General features: G+C 46.4%; 16 protein-coding genes. 1 reads left to right on the top strand and 15 read right to left on the bottom strand.

Going from position 1 to position 15,793, the window contains the following annotated elements; genetic code table 11:
• Window positions 1-35: 35 nt before the first annotated feature.
• From ACE1CM_RS05735 to tnpA, 14 genes are all read right to left on the bottom strand, one after another.
• On the bottom strand, window positions 36-875 hold the full coding sequence (locus ACE1CM_RS05735; RefSeq protein ID WP_374876442.1) for a DUF928 domain-containing protein: 840 nt from the start codon (window positions 873-875) through the stop codon (window positions 36-38).
• 20 nt (window positions 876-895) lie between these two features.
• Window positions 896-1,969: a CHAT domain-containing protein gene (locus tag ACE1CM_RS05740; protein ID WP_374876443.1), complete on the bottom strand. Its 1,074-nt coding sequence runs from the start codon at window positions 1,967-1,969 to the stop codon at window positions 896-898.
• A 31-nt stretch (window positions 1,970-2,000) separates the two neighbouring features.
• Window positions 2,001-3,653 carry a tetratricopeptide repeat protein gene (locus ACE1CM_RS05745; protein WP_374876444.1) on the bottom strand — a complete coding sequence of 551 codons (1,653 nt, stop codon included), beginning with the start codon at window positions 3,651-3,653 and terminating at the stop codon, window positions 2,001-2,003.
• A 357-nt stretch (window positions 3,654-4,010) separates the two neighbouring features.
• Complete coding sequence (locus ACE1CM_RS05750; RefSeq protein ID WP_374876445.1) at window positions 4,011-5,234, bottom strand: PAS domain S-box protein; 1,224 nt, start codon at window positions 5,232-5,234, stop codon at window positions 4,011-4,013.
• Window positions 5,231-5,920: an adenylate/guanylate cyclase domain-containing protein gene (locus ACE1CM_RS05755; RefSeq protein WP_374876446.1), complete on the bottom strand. Its 690-nt coding sequence runs from the start codon at window positions 5,918-5,920 to the stop codon at window positions 5,231-5,233. The genes ACE1CM_RS05750 and ACE1CM_RS05755 overlap by 4 nt, the downstream gene beginning before the upstream one ends.
• Window positions 5,921-5,940: 20 nt before the next feature.
• Window positions 5,941-6,294, bottom strand: coding sequence for a hypothetical protein (locus ACE1CM_RS05760; protein ID WP_374876447.1), 354 nt, complete (start codon window positions 6,292-6,294; stop codon window positions 5,941-5,943).
• Between the two features lie 45 nt (window positions 6,295-6,339).
• Window positions 6,340-6,936, bottom strand: coding sequence for a DUF6272 family protein (locus tag ACE1CM_RS05765; RefSeq protein WP_374876448.1), 597 nt, complete (start codon window positions 6,934-6,936; stop codon window positions 6,340-6,342).
• Window positions 6,937-7,078: 142 nt separating this feature from the next.
• Complete coding sequence (locus ACE1CM_RS05770; protein WP_374876449.1) at window positions 7,079-7,903, bottom strand: hypothetical protein; 825 nt, start codon at window positions 7,901-7,903, stop codon at window positions 7,079-7,081.
• A gap of 98 nt (window positions 7,904-8,001) precedes the next feature.
• Window positions 8,002-8,295: a hypothetical protein gene (locus ACE1CM_RS05775; RefSeq protein WP_374876450.1), complete on the bottom strand. Its 294-nt coding sequence runs from the start codon at window positions 8,293-8,295 to the stop codon at window positions 8,002-8,004.
• Window positions 8,296-8,453: 158 nt separating this feature from the next.
• Window positions 8,454-9,485 (bottom strand): glutaminase A, encoded by a 1,032-nt coding sequence (gene glsA / locus ACE1CM_RS05780; RefSeq protein WP_374876451.1) that lies wholly within the window; start codon window positions 9,483-9,485, stop codon window positions 8,454-8,456.
• Window positions 9,486-9,538: 53 nt separating this feature from the next.
• Entirely contained in the window at window positions 9,539-10,294 is a 756-nt protein-coding gene (locus ACE1CM_RS05785; RefSeq protein ID WP_374876452.1) for a MinD/ParA family protein, read from the bottom strand.
• A gap of 328 nt (window positions 10,295-10,622) precedes the next feature.
• Entirely contained in the window at window positions 10,623-11,774 is a 1,152-nt protein-coding gene (locus ACE1CM_RS05790) for a hypothetical protein (protein WP_374876453.1), read from the bottom strand.
• Window positions 11,719-12,969: a hypothetical protein gene (locus tag ACE1CM_RS05795; RefSeq protein ID WP_374876454.1), complete on the bottom strand. Its 1,251-nt coding sequence runs from the start codon at window positions 12,967-12,969 to the stop codon at window positions 11,719-11,721. Before ACE1CM_RS05795 ends, ACE1CM_RS05790 begins: the two co-directional genes overlap by 56 nt.
• A gap of 114 nt (window positions 12,970-13,083) precedes the next feature.
• A complete protein-coding gene (gene tnpA / locus ACE1CM_RS05800) occupies window positions 13,084-13,500 on the bottom strand; it encodes an IS200/IS605 family transposase (RefSeq protein WP_374876523.1) in 417 nt (138 codons plus the stop codon).
• A 95-nt stretch (window positions 13,501-13,595) separates the two neighbouring features.
• Here tnpA and ACE1CM_RS05805 point away from each other — a divergent pair, with 95 nt between their 5' ends.
• Window positions 13,596-14,924 carry an RNA-guided endonuclease TnpB family protein gene (locus ACE1CM_RS05805; RefSeq protein WP_374876455.1) on the top strand — a complete coding sequence of 443 codons (1,329 nt, stop codon included), beginning with the start codon at window positions 13,596-13,598 and terminating at the stop codon, window positions 14,922-14,924.
• A gap of 165 nt (window positions 14,925-15,089) precedes the next feature.
• On the opposite strand, the gene ACE1CM_RS05810 is transcribed toward ACE1CM_RS05805, so the two are convergent.
• Window positions 15,090-15,776 (bottom strand): filamentous hemagglutinin N-terminal domain-containing protein, encoded by a 687-nt coding sequence (locus ACE1CM_RS05810; protein ID WP_374876456.1) that lies wholly within the window; start codon window positions 15,774-15,776, stop codon window positions 15,090-15,092.
• Between the last annotated feature and the right edge of the window lie 17 nt (window positions 15,777-15,793).

Below are 15,793 nucleotides of genomic sequence, written 5' to 3' on the forward strand. Positions count from 1 at the left end.
AGAGCGTCATCTTGTTGGCAGGCTATCTATTATCTCTAATCTGCAAGGGGTTGGGAAGCAATCGCTTCTAATCCCACTTGCTTTAATAAATCTCCCCATTCCTTGACAAAGGTCTGATTATCAGGTTGGGAGCGTTGAGCATCTGCTAACACTTTTAAGGTGTCGTACCAAATACCAGCTTTGGCATAAGCAGTTGCCAATTCGACGGGAGATGAAGCTAATGCTTGCTCGTTCACCGTTGAGGCTACGAGTGCATAATTATCAGGTCGGAGCATTCCCCCCGGTTCAATCGGAGCAAAGTACCACAAATAGTTTTTACCTATTGGCAATTCTGGCGCTTCTGCGGGTAGTGTAATCGCGATTGTGCCTCCAGAAGCAGGAACCTTAACCGTTACTTTATAGAAGGGATTTCCCTCTTCGTCTTGTAAGCTCAAAAAGGCTTCTTCTGCGCCAATGGGAGGCAAATAAACAAAAATAGTTGGACGCGCTGATACGGTGTGTCCCTGTTTGGTAGGCGGAACCAAAGCCGTTAGTTCGGGGTGTTCTTCACCTCGGACACCTGCACCGACACTGGTTCTGGGAGTTGCGCCACTTGGGAGCGTGAATTGCACATTCCCGCGCACGCCCCCTCCGACGCTGGTTCTGGGAGTTGCACCACTTGGGAGCGTGAATTGCACATTCCCGCGCACACCGCCTCCCACGCTAGTTTTGGGAACCGCATCCCCTGGAAGTGCAAACTGCATACTAATGAGAGAATTATTTGGTAAAATTTCTCCCGTTTGAGGGGATGAATTAGCGCCTGCGGCATTAGAGGTTATGACTAATGCTGCGGTAACGCTGGCAGAGAGGAAAGTTTGATAAACTAAGTTAGTCATTGCAGTCCCTTCCTTTTAATTTATAACCAATTTCCCACTAAAACAAAAGCAGCCCAAAAATAAGGATGTTTGAATTGGGGATTTTGCAACACATTCAGTTGTGCCTGTCGCAATGCTTCCGCTTTGCTAACCCCCTTATTAGCGATCAGCTGTTGATAAAATTCGCTCATCAAGTTAGCTGTTGATTCATCGCTCACCGACCACAAACTTGCTACAGTACTTCTAGCACCATATCCCAGGGCAAATCCGGCTAATCCTAAAGTAGCACGGTTATCGCCTGTAGCTGTTTGACAAGCACTCATGACTAATAATTCAATCGGTTCGCCGCCGACCAAATTTCTGTTTTGGAACAGCAGATCGAAGTCTTTAATCGAAATGCGAGCGCTCCAAGTCAGCAAAAATGTTTCATCTGGGTTAGAACTAAATTGACCGTGGGTTGCCAAGTGAACTACGGGGAAAGGTTGGCTCTCAATTGCCTTTTTAAAACTCTCGTTAGTAAATTCCCCATTCAGCAACACTTTCGAGGTAATTTCCTGCTTAATTTCTGCCACTGCTTCTGCTACTCCCGGCAGGGGTTTAAAACCTTGGCGTGCTTCCGTCAATCCAGCGGCTAATCCGGAAAGTTTTTCTTGTTTCAATCCTTGAGCAAATAACTGCAATCCCGGACTGAGGGCAACGTTATATTTAGCAATTAAATACTGTTTTCCATCATAAAGAACAGCCATTGGCAAGTTGCGGAAGAACCCATCGGGGATAAACACCAAGGTTTTGATATCGCTGCCACTTAACACCGTTTCCGCCGGTTTAATCAACCAGTTATAAACTTGATCGGAGAAGCGCAAACGCTCGTCGTTGGGATAACCAGGAGAAAGAGAAGAGTAAAGTTGTTTGAGAGTAGCTTCTACTTTTTCCCTAGATAGTTGGGTAGTGTAATGGCGCAGGGGTTGGTGCGGAATGGAGAGGATAACTTCTAACCGATCGCTTAAAATAATCGGATATATAACCGCCGCTTTTGTATCGATATTATCGATTTGAACCGGCTGAGTTTTCAGGCAAGCATCGCCAAAAAAGTTATCTAATTCTGCCAGTTGCAAAGCTTCAAGAACTTCGCGAGCTTTTTTCAGGTTAGCTTGCGAGATCCCCCCCTGCCCCCCCTTGCCAAGGGGGGGATCTGCTGCCCCCAATGCCTTGGGGGGTTGGGGGGATCTGCTGCCCCCCTTGTGAAGGGGGGTTGGGGGGATCGAGAGGTGTTAATAGAACGCTGACGAATTCTCGATAAACGGGTTCGATTGTTTCTCTGAACTCAAACTGAACCTCGCGATTAATTGCTACTAAATCGCTTCGCAAAGATTGCAGGCTATTAAAAGATCTTTCATAAGCTGCGATCGCTCGCGTTATATCCCCCTGTTGTCTCAAAATTCGACCCAGTTGCCAAGCCGCACGAGCTGTTATATCATCCGCTTCAATTCCCTGTACAATTTGCAGCGCTTGCTCGCTTACAGTTTGGGCATCTTGCCACTGCTGATTTTTTTCGTATAGCTTTCCAACTTGAGTTAAAGCATAGGCTTCCGCTCTGCGATCGCCTAATTCTTTCGCCTGCTTCACCGCCGTTGCTAATATTTGACCAATCTCTCGTTTGGGAATTGGTAATTGGTCATTTTTTACTAATTCAACTGGCTGCATTTTCATCAAGTTTTCGGCGAAATTTACCCTGGCATAAACCGCATCTCTACTGGGTGATAAATTAGCTAACTTCGTCTGAATTTCGCCAGCAAGCACCCAAGTTTCCGACCACTGTTGAACTGCAACAAAAAGACTTAATTGATTGAGTTGCGCCTGCACTTTTGTCAAGTCATCAGCTGCCAGATTCGCTGCTTCTTGATAGTAGATCAGTGCTGCCTCATATTCTTGGAAGATTTTGGCAAGGTTCCCCAGGCTAAAAAGAGTAGCGCTAGTATCGACTGGGGAATTCAGTTTATCGCTAATCGCCCAACTTTGCTCTAAAATTTGCTTGGCTCTAACTAAATCGCCAATCCTTTGCAGGGTATTGCCCAAACTCCTCAAAATATCGGCTTTGAGCAGCGTATCCGGTTGATTTTGTAACTGTGCGTTAATTTGTTCTAATAAATCGAGCGCGCGCCGATTCTGCCCCAATGCTTGCAAAGCCAACGCTTGGTTCATGCGGCTACCCAATTTTCCGCTTTCATTACCTGCACTGGCGTCAGCTGCTTCTGCTTGTTTCCCAGTTTCTAATGCCGCTTCGGTGTTGCCCACAGCCAGTTGCATTCTACCCCGCACGTTGAGCGCAAGCGCCAGAACCGCAGTACCTTTGGCATCGATTTCCTGAATACTTTGCCATAGATTGATGCTGCGTTCAATTGCCTGCTGCGCTTGCTGCCATTGTCCCAACTTCTGATAGGCTAACGAAAGGTGATTGAGGGTTTGCGCCAACTTTAGGTTGTCTTTGCCATCACTATAACCCTGCGCCGCTTGTTCAAAAAGGCTTGCAGCTTCCCGAAACTGTCCCGCCTGGTAGCGAGATCTTCCCCGTTGCCACAACTGCGATGCCGTTAACTGCTGGGCGATACCCGCGCCTTGTTGCACCGCAGGTGGGGAAGTTGGGGAGGTGGCGATCGCAGGCACAACAGTTGTTACCACCAACACAGCCAGCAAAAAGTAAACCGGCAACGCCTTATATGCCGCCAAGACTTGCTTCCTGTTGCGCTTTCCTCCACCCCAGGGACGTTGTTTTTTGCCTGTTTGGTTAACCTTCGCCATAGCCTTCAATATCCATCTTTGCGATCGTTTTGAAGATCGCTCCTTTCGGTTTTATATGCCGGACGCCTCGCAGCTGCTTTTAGTTCTCTTTAAGATTGAGTAATGCAACAAACTCGATCTATATCATAGAGCCTATTTTTTTTATACTTTCATATATAAATTTTTTTTCGATCTTTTTTCCCCATTTTTCTCAAACTCAAAAGTAGGAAAACTAGGAAAAGTAGGAAAACTTAGAGCTTGCACCTTGTGAGGAGGCAGAGCCTGCCCTCACTCGTTCCCAGGCTCTTGCCTGGGAACGAGAGGAAACTCTTGTGGGGTAGGCATCCTGCCTGCGAGCGACTTTCTTTTTTGGATAATTCAATTTTCCCAAAACTGATCGATATCGAGATTTCCCACTTCTGCTTGTAAGTCTTGAAAGTAATCGGCTTGGGTAATTTCTGCGACTTCGCGCGCGCGCTTTTGTTGGTCGATTTCGATGCGGAGTTCTTGCAATTGACGTTTAAGGGCTTCTTGTTCTTGCTTGCGCTGGGTGACATCTTCGACAATGCCTTCGTAGTAGAGTAACTTACCATAGCGATCGCGCACTGCTCTAGTATTCTCTTTAACCCATATTTTGCTGCCGTCTTTGCGATAAACTTGAGATACCCAATCCTTGACTTCGCCGTATTCTTCCATCAAGTTTTGGAACTCCTCTCTCCCATTAGGAACGACATAAATTTGAGTCGAAATATCCTTCACCTCTGCCATCATTTCTTCAGGAAATTCATAACCATAAATGCGAGCCATTGCTGGATTAACGCTAATATAATGCCCATCCGGACTAGATTGAAAAATTCCTTCCAGCGCGTTTTCAAAGATACTGCGATATTTTTCTTCAGCAATGCGTAAAGCTTCTTCCGCTCGTTTGCGTTCCGTTACATCAATTCCCACAGATACAGTTGCGTTACCTTGCTGATATTTCTGCGCCGCCATTAAGTAATACTTCACAGTATCATTGACCGACGTTTCAACAATTTGAGAAGCATATTCTTGCGTACTTGCTAAAAACTGGCGCATAAAATTTGCGAAATCAGATCTTCCTTTGAGAAAGCCGACTTCTTTACCAATAAAAGCATCTTGGGAAAGATTACAACTTTCCGCGAGATAGCTATTCACGCCAATGTATAACCCGTCCGAATCAATCCAAGAAATGGAACCAGGAACGGCATTTAAAACCGCTTCCAGTTGCTCTTTTGCCGTAGCTAGTTCTTGCTCGCGAGTTTTGATCGTTTGCACCATCTGAGTAAATACTCGTGCCAGATGACCGAGTTCATCATCCCGTGCAGCGACTTGTTTTAAATTTCCTGCCTCAAAGCTGTTGTTTTCCACCGCAGCAGCAGCATCTGTCAGCTTTTCCACCTGCTGGATGTAGCTTTGCATCTGTTTATTCTTCTGATGGATTTGGTTTTCCAGGTAGGTAGCATGTTCGGTAACAGTTTCCATCATGATTTCTAAGTCGGCTTTTTCTTCAGTGACTTCGGTGATTTGCCGATTTAGATCTGCAATTTGCGCCAGTAATTCCTCTCTAGATAGTTCATTCATTTCTTTATACACCCTGATTTTTCTGTAAATACCCAGATACCGCGCCAATTTTTAGGGATGCCCTGGTTTGCTAGCTGTGCAATTCGCTTCAGATAGAGTTTTACAGTTTTATCCAGCGGATTGGCGCTCAACACTTGCTTAAAACAGGTTTGATCTGCTTTGAGATCGCCATTGCGGTAATGGTCAAATCCTTGCTCAAAATCCGGTAATGTTTGCAGTTTTAAAGTTTGAATGAACTCGGTTTCTACATGCAAAACTTCGTAGGCGGTAATGGGTTGGCTTCTTCCTTTCACGATTGCGCGATCGATCGATCGGACTTTATATTGCTCCGGATGGCTCAATCTTTCTAGGACATCGCCAGAAATCACCATTGACACCCCGTAGTATTTGGTCAATTCCTCCCAGCGGCAGGTAAGGTTAACTGTATCTGATAGGGTATCCTCCTGAAGTCGATCCTGTTCTCCCACCACTCCCACCATCATATGACCAAGATGAATTCCCATACCCACCTGGATAGGTGAATACCCCTGAGATTCTCGTTCCTGATTGAATGCTTGCACCTTGGAATGTTCGGTAATCGTTTCCAGCAGAATTTCTAAGTCGGCTTTTTCTTGATTGACTTCTGTCAGTTGCCGACTCAGATCTTCAATTTGTGCCAGTAATTCCTCTTTGGATAGTTCAGTCATGCTGGAAATTTAACCTGGCTTTACTCTAGTTGTAGTTGCAAGGTAGGCAGCAGTTTTTGCAAGTTTGCAAGGGATTTTTCTTGCCAAGGAATCTCTGTTGACCCCATTACTACAACTTCAGTCGTTTTCTTTTTACGAACGTTGATCGCAAACTTAGATAGCATACTGATGCCGGAACTGTTGAGAAATTCCAATTGTTTTAAGTTGAGGTTGATCGTGGATGGTGCTTGATTGAGGACATCTTCTAACAACTGGGCAATCGGTGCATACTCTGGGGGGCTACCCAAGCTGAGTTCGCCTTGGAAATAAAACGTCACCGAGTTTGGATCGTATTGCACGCTATAGTCTTCACCTTTAATTTCTTGCATTGCCATTGTTTTTTGCTCTCCTGGCTGAACTGGTTCTGAACATGGGCTTAATTATAAGCTAAGCTGAACCATTGTTGTCACTGCAATCGCATCGGGACGATCCGACATCGCCTCAAATTTCCAACCGATTTTTGCTCCATAATCATTAATCATCGTCAGCAGACCTAATCCGGAAGTCTGATTTTCTTCATCTTCGGCGCTGCGCTCTAGTTTCAGGATATACAATTCCTGCGGATCGGAGGCGATTAACTCCTGAATAAATGTCTGATATTTATCCTTGCCTTCCGGTGCGATCGCATTGCTAGCGAACAAGATAATTTTCAGTTCTGGATCTTCCATGAAGTGAATGCCAAACCTCATTGGTGACTTTCCAGTTGGGATATGAAACTTCATCGAATTTTCTAATAACTCATTCGCAATGTAAGCTACTGCCCCTTTACACTGTTCTTTTCTCCTTTCCTTGCCTGGATCTTCATCGTTTACTGGCAGAAAAACTGCTAAATAATCAGCCACAAAGTGCGCGGATAATCGATTCGTTTTCCACCGCTTCTTAATCGTGTGAGAACCCGCTGAAAAACCTATATCCAAATAATCTTCACAAATGGGAAGATTGTCAATAAAATCTCCAAATATTTGTACCATATTCATAGTCAGCGCCTTAATTGAAAAACTAGGGTAAGCCGAGGTATAAAACCTTGACAATTTATTCACTTTATTCATAAATAAGCCCGGTTTCTGGATGTTTTTTGGCGAGAAACCGTCAGAGAAACCGGGTTTCTTTCCGTCAGCCCTATACTGGCTGCTTTTCTATCTGAAACACCTCAATTTCTTCCTTCCCATTACGGAGATCGGAACCCACCACATAAAAATCCTGGGGATAGATCCAATGAGTGTCCATTGGGCCGTGAATTTGAATCCCCGTCATCACTGCATATTTGAATATCGCAGCATCTAAAGTTCCCAACAGCTTCTCTACATCCTGGGAAATAACCCGACAAGCCAACTTAGTTATCTCTACCAAATTCGGTTTTTCGCCATATTTAATAGTCGATAAAATTTTCTGCCGTATAATCGATTGTTCGATATCTTGCATATCGGTTGCTAGGTTAATAAATCCAGAATCTAGTTCTTTAACAATTGCTTCTAACGCACCGCAGGCATGAGAAGCTTTGTGGATACCTTCTCGGTAAACTTTGCCAATTTCTCCTGTTTTGGAAATTGCGATATGGGGCATGGCATAAAAAGTAAAGCGACGCACGCCGTCAAAAATCGGGGTATGGTCTGTTGCTGCTGCTAATCCGGTTTTTCCCATCAACACGAACCCAGCTAAACTACAGCAATTAAACGTTTTGCCCCAATATTTAACCACTTCATACCATAAGGCATCGGCAATTTCGTCCCGACAAATTGCCAGCATTCCCATTGTGTTTTGGTCTTCAAATCCATAGCTATCAAGAGAGTTATAGGTTTGTTTCATGTAATCTTTCATCGGCAACGCCCCAGGAAAATGATGTTGCAAAGTTTCGTGGAAGACTTTGTTAGCTGTTGGGTCATAACCATCTATGGCTTGAAAAGTTTGGTTTCGCATTCGCTCTAAGTAGTAGTTCCCGGTCATTTGATTGCTCCTCAAATTTGTAATATATTGTCCAGTTGCATCGGTATTGTATCAGGAAGAACCTGGGAATATGCACGGCTGTCTATCTTTGGTAGGACTTACGCGCAAGTTCCCGGTTTCTCCGAAAAATCCTTGGGAAACGGAACCAGAGATCGACGGTCGAAACCGGGTTTCTGTGAAAAATCGTGGCGCAAGGAACTAGAGATAGACGCAGAAACTTTGGTGATGGCTTCGTCGTGGGTAAGTTTTGTTTGGCATAGATTGAAATTGACACTCCCCACCCCTAAAGGGTTTGTCGTTACCCACATTTTCTCAGGAATCCGATTGACCCTTTCCCCGTCAACCCACCCGGAGATTGAAATCCCACAGCGAGTAGCTCTAGTCCACGTCATGGACTAAAGAAATCTTTCGAGTCCATTTGAATCGACTTTGGCTTTTATTCCCCGGCGGGTTTTATGGCGAGCGACAAGGCGTGAGATGTGGGTAACGACAAGGTCTAAAGTCAGGGTCCCTCATGCAAGTTTTTCGGTAAGGAACAATCCTGAGTGACTTACCAACTATCTACCGAATCGCCTCCTTCGACCCAGTCTTTTAAATCTCGTTCTGGTTTTGCCACATTAAATAGATGCAACCCAAAATCTCTGGCGAGGTCTTCACAAACTTTGATCCCTCTGACACTATTTCCCTTGATATCTACGAGTGGCGAAAAAGTCCCAATCCCCAATTTTGAGGGAACTAAGGCAGTAATTCCGCCGCAAACGCCGCTTTTTGCTGGCATTCCTACCCGGTACGCCCATTCGCCAGAATAGTTGTACATGCCGCATGTAAGCATGACACTAATCACATCTTGCACGTAACGTTCATCAATCGCACGTTCCCCGCTAATTGGATTAATGCCTCCGTTAGCAAGAGTAGCTGCCATCATTGCCAAGTCGTGAGCGTTGACCATGATGGAACATTGTTGAAAATACAGGTCGAGGGTTTCCTCAATTCGGTCGGTTACCATGCCAAAATTGAGCATTAGATATGCGATCGCTCGATGGCGATTCCCCGTTGCTTTCTCTGACAAAAACACCGGCACGTTAATATCTGGCGTCCTCCCCGTATAGCGGCGGAACATCTCCAAAATGCGCTTAAGTCTTTCCGTAGCGCTGTTTCCTTTGATTAAGTCTGTGGTGGCGATCGCTCCTGCATTTACCATTGGATTGTAGGGCCGATTGGTTTTTTCATCCAACACAATCGAGTTAAATGCTTCTCCCGTTGGCTCGACGCTGACTTTACTATTAACATATTCCCGCCCGCGATCTTCCAGCGCCAAGCCATAGATAAAGGGTTTAGAAATTGACCCAATTGTAAACTGTTTGTCCCCATCCCCAACATCAAACACCTGACCCTCCACTGTCACCGCACAAATACCAAACCATTCGGGTTTTGCCAGTGCCAGTTCGGGAATGTAATCAGCTACAGTACCATCGTTCAAATATCGATATTTTTCGTGCAATTCGCTCAAATAGGAGCGAAACGGCGAAGCGACTGCCTGAATTGAACTTGCTAGCGCTCTCAGATCGTGTTTTTCTGCCATAGATAGTTGGAAGAATTTACCATTAAAGTTTGCCTTCGCCTTTGGATTTTGGTTTATTCCATAATCTGCTGCGCGACTTTTTTAAATTCATTGCTGACGTAATGGTCGGGGAATTGCACGCAGAACACCCCGTTGCTTGCCAGTTGCACTAAATCTTCCGATAAGGGAAATATCCCCGCTACGGAAGCGTCGTAAGTAGCTTCTATCTTTTGCCTCAGGGCGTCAAAATTCATAGTTTTTAAGACTTTGTTGACTGCCAACAGCATTTTGCGAACTTTTAACTGCCGCGCCACATCGATAGTTACCGCCGTACCTTGGTAGTCTTGTTTATCCGGTCGCAGAATTAATATTAAAACGTGGGAAATTGCAATCGTCAGAAAGGTTTCTTTGGACAAACCGGGGTGGGTGTCGATGAACAGGTAGTCGAGTTGAAGATTTTTAACTAATTTGCGAAAACCATCGTTGAGCAATCTGACATCGTATCCCTCGCTCAAGATGCGGGAAATGTCGTCTGCTTTGACGCTGGAGGGAACTAAAAACAAACTGCCATTCCCATTTAAACCGATATTGGCACTCACATCGTAGGCTGTATCTTCGATGGGTGCTTGTCCCCACAGATAGTTGTTGAGGGTTTTGTTCATAGTTTCCGATTCCAAACCGAAAAGGTTGTGAATTCCCGGCGACTGAATATCGGTGTCTACTACACCAACTCGATGACCTTGTAGCGCCACGGTGGTAGCAAGGTTGGCGGTAAAGTTGGATTTGCCAGTACCGCCCCGATAAGAGTGTATTGAGACTACTTTAGGCATTTGAGTAATTGAGGATATAAGATTCTGTTGCGACTAATTATGACTATATAGTTCTTTGCCGTCAATACAACGGCAAACAAAAATATTTTGATTTTTAGGACTTACGCTCATATTCCGGGTTTCTCTGAAAAATCCTTGGTTTGGCAACTGGAACAGAAACCCGGTTTCTTGGTCGCCCAAGCGTAAGTCCTGATTTTCTTACTTTCCCTTATTCTTTTACCAATCTCTCATTTATTACTTTAGGTAAAGCTGCTTTTTTCCTACTTTTGCGACCTTTCCGACCTTTCCGACCTTTCCGACTTTTCCGACTTTTCCGACTTTTTAACCATCAAAATCCCAAACAATTGGGAGTGCTTTGAGGCAGATGTTCTACCAATTCTATTTGCCCGGATGCATTAATTATCCAGCCGGTTGCTTCTACAATTCGGTCGGGAGGGGACAAGGAAGAGGACGCACCGGACGCACCGGACGCACCGGACGCGGGGGAAGAGGAGGCGAGGAATGTCTCTCCAGAATTCGACCCGTCCCCCCGTCTCCCCCTCTCCCCTCTCCCTTGTCTCCCCCTCTCCCTTGTCTCCCCCGTCTCCCCCTCTCCCCTCTCCCCCTCTCCCCTCTCCCCCTCTCCCCTCTCCCCCTCTCCCCTCTCCCCCTCTCCCCGTCCCCCCGTCTCCCCCTCTCCCCGTCTCCCCCTCTCCCCGTCTTTTTGATCCGGCATACTTCTTTCCCCCATCGCGGTAAAATCTTGCAAATCGCGCCAAACGGTCTGACCTCGAATCGTTGTCGTCGGGTCTTCTGGTAAACCGCCGCGGAAGGTAACGGTAAAAGAGTTGCCATACGCCGCTCTACACCCGACGATGACTTGGTTGCTGTCCCTCACCTGAGTTGGCAATTCGACTAATCCCTGACTGGTATTGACGTTGGGCGTATTAACGGTGACGATGCCATTGACGCCGAATGGGGAACTGGCAGCGATCCCACTACCAAAACCGATAAAAATACCTTGGGTAAATATGCCGATTTGACCTCCACTTCCTTTAAAAGCGTTGGCGTTGATGCCGCTTCCTTCTAAAAGCGCAACCGTATCGGCGGTGAGGGTAATGTTCCCTCCATTACCAGTAACCCCGGCAGCGGCGGCAATTTGGCTTTCCGAACGCAACTGCACAGACCCCACTTGCAGGTTAATATTCCCCCCACTGCCGGAAGCGGTGGCAGTGGCAATCCGACCTCGGTTTTCCAGAGCGATCGTCTGTGCGCGAATTTGCAAATTCCCCGCTGCTCCCGATCCCCTGGCACTCACGGAAATTTCCGCCCGGTCTCGCACATTTAATTGGTTCGTTTCCACAAACAAGTTTCCCCCATCCCCCGTTGCTTCGTTGGCGGCGATATTCGGTCTTTCTTCTCCAGAAAGGGCAAACAACCCGCTCTCAAATCGACCGTCTGCGCTGGTTCCCCTCAGTTCTACCGACTCGCTGGCAATCACGTTGAGATTTCCCCCCCCGTCCCCCGCGAGCGGTTTGATTTCCCCGACCGCGAGTAGAAACGGATACCCGCGCCCCATCCCTGACGCTAAAACGGGGAGTAATAACGGTAATGCTACCCCCATCTTGGATGCCTTCGGTGGCGGCAAACAGTCCGCTGCGACTAAAATCCCTGGGATTAGCAGGATTAATCCGCGCGCCAAACAAGTCTACAAACTCAGAAGCATTAACAGTCAGATTTCCCGACTTCCCCTCACCAAAAGCAGTAACCGATATATCCGCTCCTCCTCCCACCCGCAATCGATTCGTTTGAATTAAAATATCCCCTGAATCTCCCAGACTGCGAGACGTAGCGTCTAAAGTACCCGATACTTGAACGTTAGGCGAATCAACTATTTCCACATCCGTCGCACGCACGGTTACATTTCCCGACCGCCCGATACCGTAGGAACCCGCAGACAGAACCGCTCCATCCTGCACAAGCAACCTATTGGTGTTAATCGTTACATCTCCCCCTTGACCTGTCGGTTGCAAGGCAACTCCTCTGGATCCAACCGAAGCAATAATGCCGCTGCGAAACGGTTCTCTGGAAACAATTCCGATTGTTTCTACGGCATCTTTGGCATTGATGCTAATATTTCCCCCCGCACCTGAGCCAAAAGTAATCGCCAAGATGAAAGCTCCATTGTCTACCCTCAATCTGCCAGTATTAATCGTTAAATCCCCTGCCTTTCCCATCCCGAACGTTCCCGATATTAAGCCAGCGTTGTTGAGTTGGACTGTACCTGTATGGGGAGTGTTTACAGTTAAATTTCCTCCCGCTTCTACTGTCAAAGGGTAAAAATTGGTGGCTGAAATCATCCCGCCATTCCTAACCGTTAAGTTACCAGTTTCAATCGTTAAATTGCCCGTTCTTCCAAACCCAAAACTATTAGCAAACAATCCGCTTTGTTCGTCTGCCAAAGTGGCGGGAATTCCAGCCAAAAATTGATTTAACAGGGGAATTCCCGTTCCGGTTATCTCTACCGCATCGGTGGTGCGGATGGTAAGATTTCCCCCAGGTAGGGAACCCAGGGTAGAAGTGGAGATCAGCGAGCGATCGCCAACTTCCAATCTCCTCCCCTGCACCTGAATATCGCCGCCATTTGTCACGACTCCCGCTTGTTGCGACAGTTGGATATCCCCAAAGTTCTGCACCCCAAGATAGCCGAAAACCCAACCGGGCGCTATACTAACCTCACCGAAAACGCGCGCTCTTATCCCCTGGCGCCTACCATGGGGAGGAAGCTTGAAAAGCGATTTTAATCGCAGTCAAGTTCCGGGCTTCCACTTCTGATTTTCGATATATTTCTTAACCACATCAAGTGGAGCGCCACCCACAGTAGCGACAAAATAAGAATTAGTCCATAGGGTAGGCAACCTACTTTTAAGCCAAGGAAATTCTTGACGCAGGTAGCGAGAAGATCTACCTTTCATTAGTTTAACTACCTTCTGTCCGCCAAATTGCGGGTCAATCTTAATCAATAAATGGACATGATCTGGCATAACCTCAAGCTCGATAATGTCGCACTTTGTCTCCGCAGCCACCTGTTGGATAATCTCTTTCAGGCGAGTATCAACACCGTTAACCAAAACCTTTCGGCGATACTTCGGACACCACACTATGTGGTATTGACAGCAGTATAAGATATTCTTATTAGTTTTAAACTGATTAGAGTTTTTTGCTATATAATAGTGGCACGTCAACGTCGTTATCGTCAATGACCAGCCAAAACTGTAGCAAGAAAACAAAAACCCTTTCGTTTGTAACCGAAATACCATTGGTGGTATCGGCTATAGATGAGAGGGTTTTGCTGTCTAGATTTGAAGCTGGCAGGCAACTTTACAACGCCTGTTTGGGCGAAGCAATGCGGCGATTGAGATTGGTTAAGCAATCAAAGCTGTACCAAAAGGCTAAAAAGATTAAAGGCAACAAAAAGGGAAGATATGCCGCCTTTGCTGATGCAAACAAAGTTTACAAGTACAGCGAGTACGACCTACATACTTTCGCTACCATAGTTAGACGTTCCTGGATAGGGGAACATATAGATTCCAACACAGCGCAGAAACTGGCGACGAGGGCATTTAACGCATCGCAAAAAGTTGCCTTCGGCCTCGCCAAGAAAATCAGATTCAAGGGGAAGAGTCAGTTAGATTCTTTGGAAGGGAAAACGAACACAACCGGGATTCGTTGGCATCAACAAGCACTGGTGTGGGGTTCTGAGCTAAAGCTCCAGCCCTATCTTAAAGGCAACGATCCGGTTATCCTGCACGGATTGAACAGTCGAGTTAAGTACGTGCGCCTAGTTCGCCGACGCTTAAATAACCAGACTCGCTACTACGCGCAATTAATTTGTGAAGGTCAACCCTTTATCAAACCCAAAAATCAAATTGGTTCTGGGGTAGTCGGATTAGATATTGGGCCATCAACAATAGCGATAGTTGGAGAGACTGGGGCAAAATTAGATTTATTTGCCCCCCAACTGAAGTCACAAGAAAAGCAAATCCGCCGACTTCAGAGGCGAATGGAAAGATCCAGAAGGGCGAACAATCCAGAGAATTACAATAGCGATTTTGTTGACAGCCAGGGAAAGCAGAAAAAAGGAACCGTCAAAAAAGGCGACAAAAAATGGAACGATTCTAAGTCTTACAGATCTGCAAGAAGTGCCAAGGCTAATTTAGAAAGAAAGCTAGCCGCACATCGCAAGTCGTTACACGGGAGATTGGTGCATGAAATTCTGAGGTTGGGTGACACAATCAAACTAGAGAAGCTATCCTACAAAGCATTCCAGAAACTGTTTGGAAAATCTGTAGGAAAGCGCGCGCCGGGAGAACTCGTATCTCATCTAAAACGCTTGGCTGAAAGTGCTGGCGTCAACGTGGTCGAATTCTCCACCAAAACAACCAAACTATCTCAAACTTGCCATCAATGCGGAACTGTAAAAAAGAAAAGCCTAATGACTAGAGTCCACAAATGCAATTGTGGTGTTCTCTGTCAAAGAGACTTGTACTCGGCATTTTTGGCGAGGTTTGTAGACAATGACCTGCTCCAAGTAGACCTCGCTCATCTTGCCTGGTCGGGTGCCCAAGCGCTCCTGATGGCGGCCCCGTGACAGGCGACCGAAGAAAATAACTTGCGATTAGGAGGAATTGTTCCTTCTTCCTTTGGAAAACCTCCAGAGTCAGAGCAAGTCGCCACGAAAGTTCTAATTCCTGATACTGAGATCTTGGGTGTTGTACCTAGAAATAGGGAGAGTCAAGAAGAGGTTTAAAGCGAATTAGAACCCCCTCGCCTTTAGGCATGGGGTGGCTTCAGCGTTACTCCCTACACTCCCCAGTTCTATCCTCCCTTGGGGTGCCGTCAGCCAACCTGCAACTAAGTTGACATTTCCACCAATAAGTGCTAATGTTTGACCCGGTTGTACTGCCAAGCCAACGGGTTGAGATTGGTTGATAATATTGGCTGGCTGAGAACCAAATTGCCAGCCAATCGGGACGTTAATCGTCAGCAAAGGTGGATTTTGGGGATTTTTAGCGCTGAAAGTGCTGCCATCGGCAAAGCGAATGCTATCGGCAGTACTGCCAATAAATGCACCGCCAATATTCAATTGCGCGTTCGCTCCAAAGATAATGCCGCTGGGGTTAATTAAAAATAAATTCGCCCCTCCATTGGCACGAATTAACCCGTCAATGTGAGAAACTTGCCCTCCAGTAACGCGGGTAATAATGTTATTAATCGTCAAAGCATTATTGAAAAATGCCTCAGATCCAGTGGTCAGGGAAAATTCCCGCAAGCTGTGGAAAAGGTTACCCCCGGCGCTAGTTCCTCCTTCAATAGTGAAAGTATTGCCCGCTTCGGTAACCCTGGAATTATGCGGCAGGGTGCTATCGGGGACAATTTGGGCAACCCCAGGAGTATTGGTGGCGATGATAGCGATCGCCAACATCGCGCTAGCTAATTTCAATTTACCCAATCCCATTT

The sequence above is a fragment of the Microseira sp. BLCC-F43 genome, assembly GCF_041929235.1.
Lineage (GTDB): Bacteria > Cyanobacteriota > Cyanobacteriia > Cyanobacteriales > Aerosakkonemataceae > Microseira.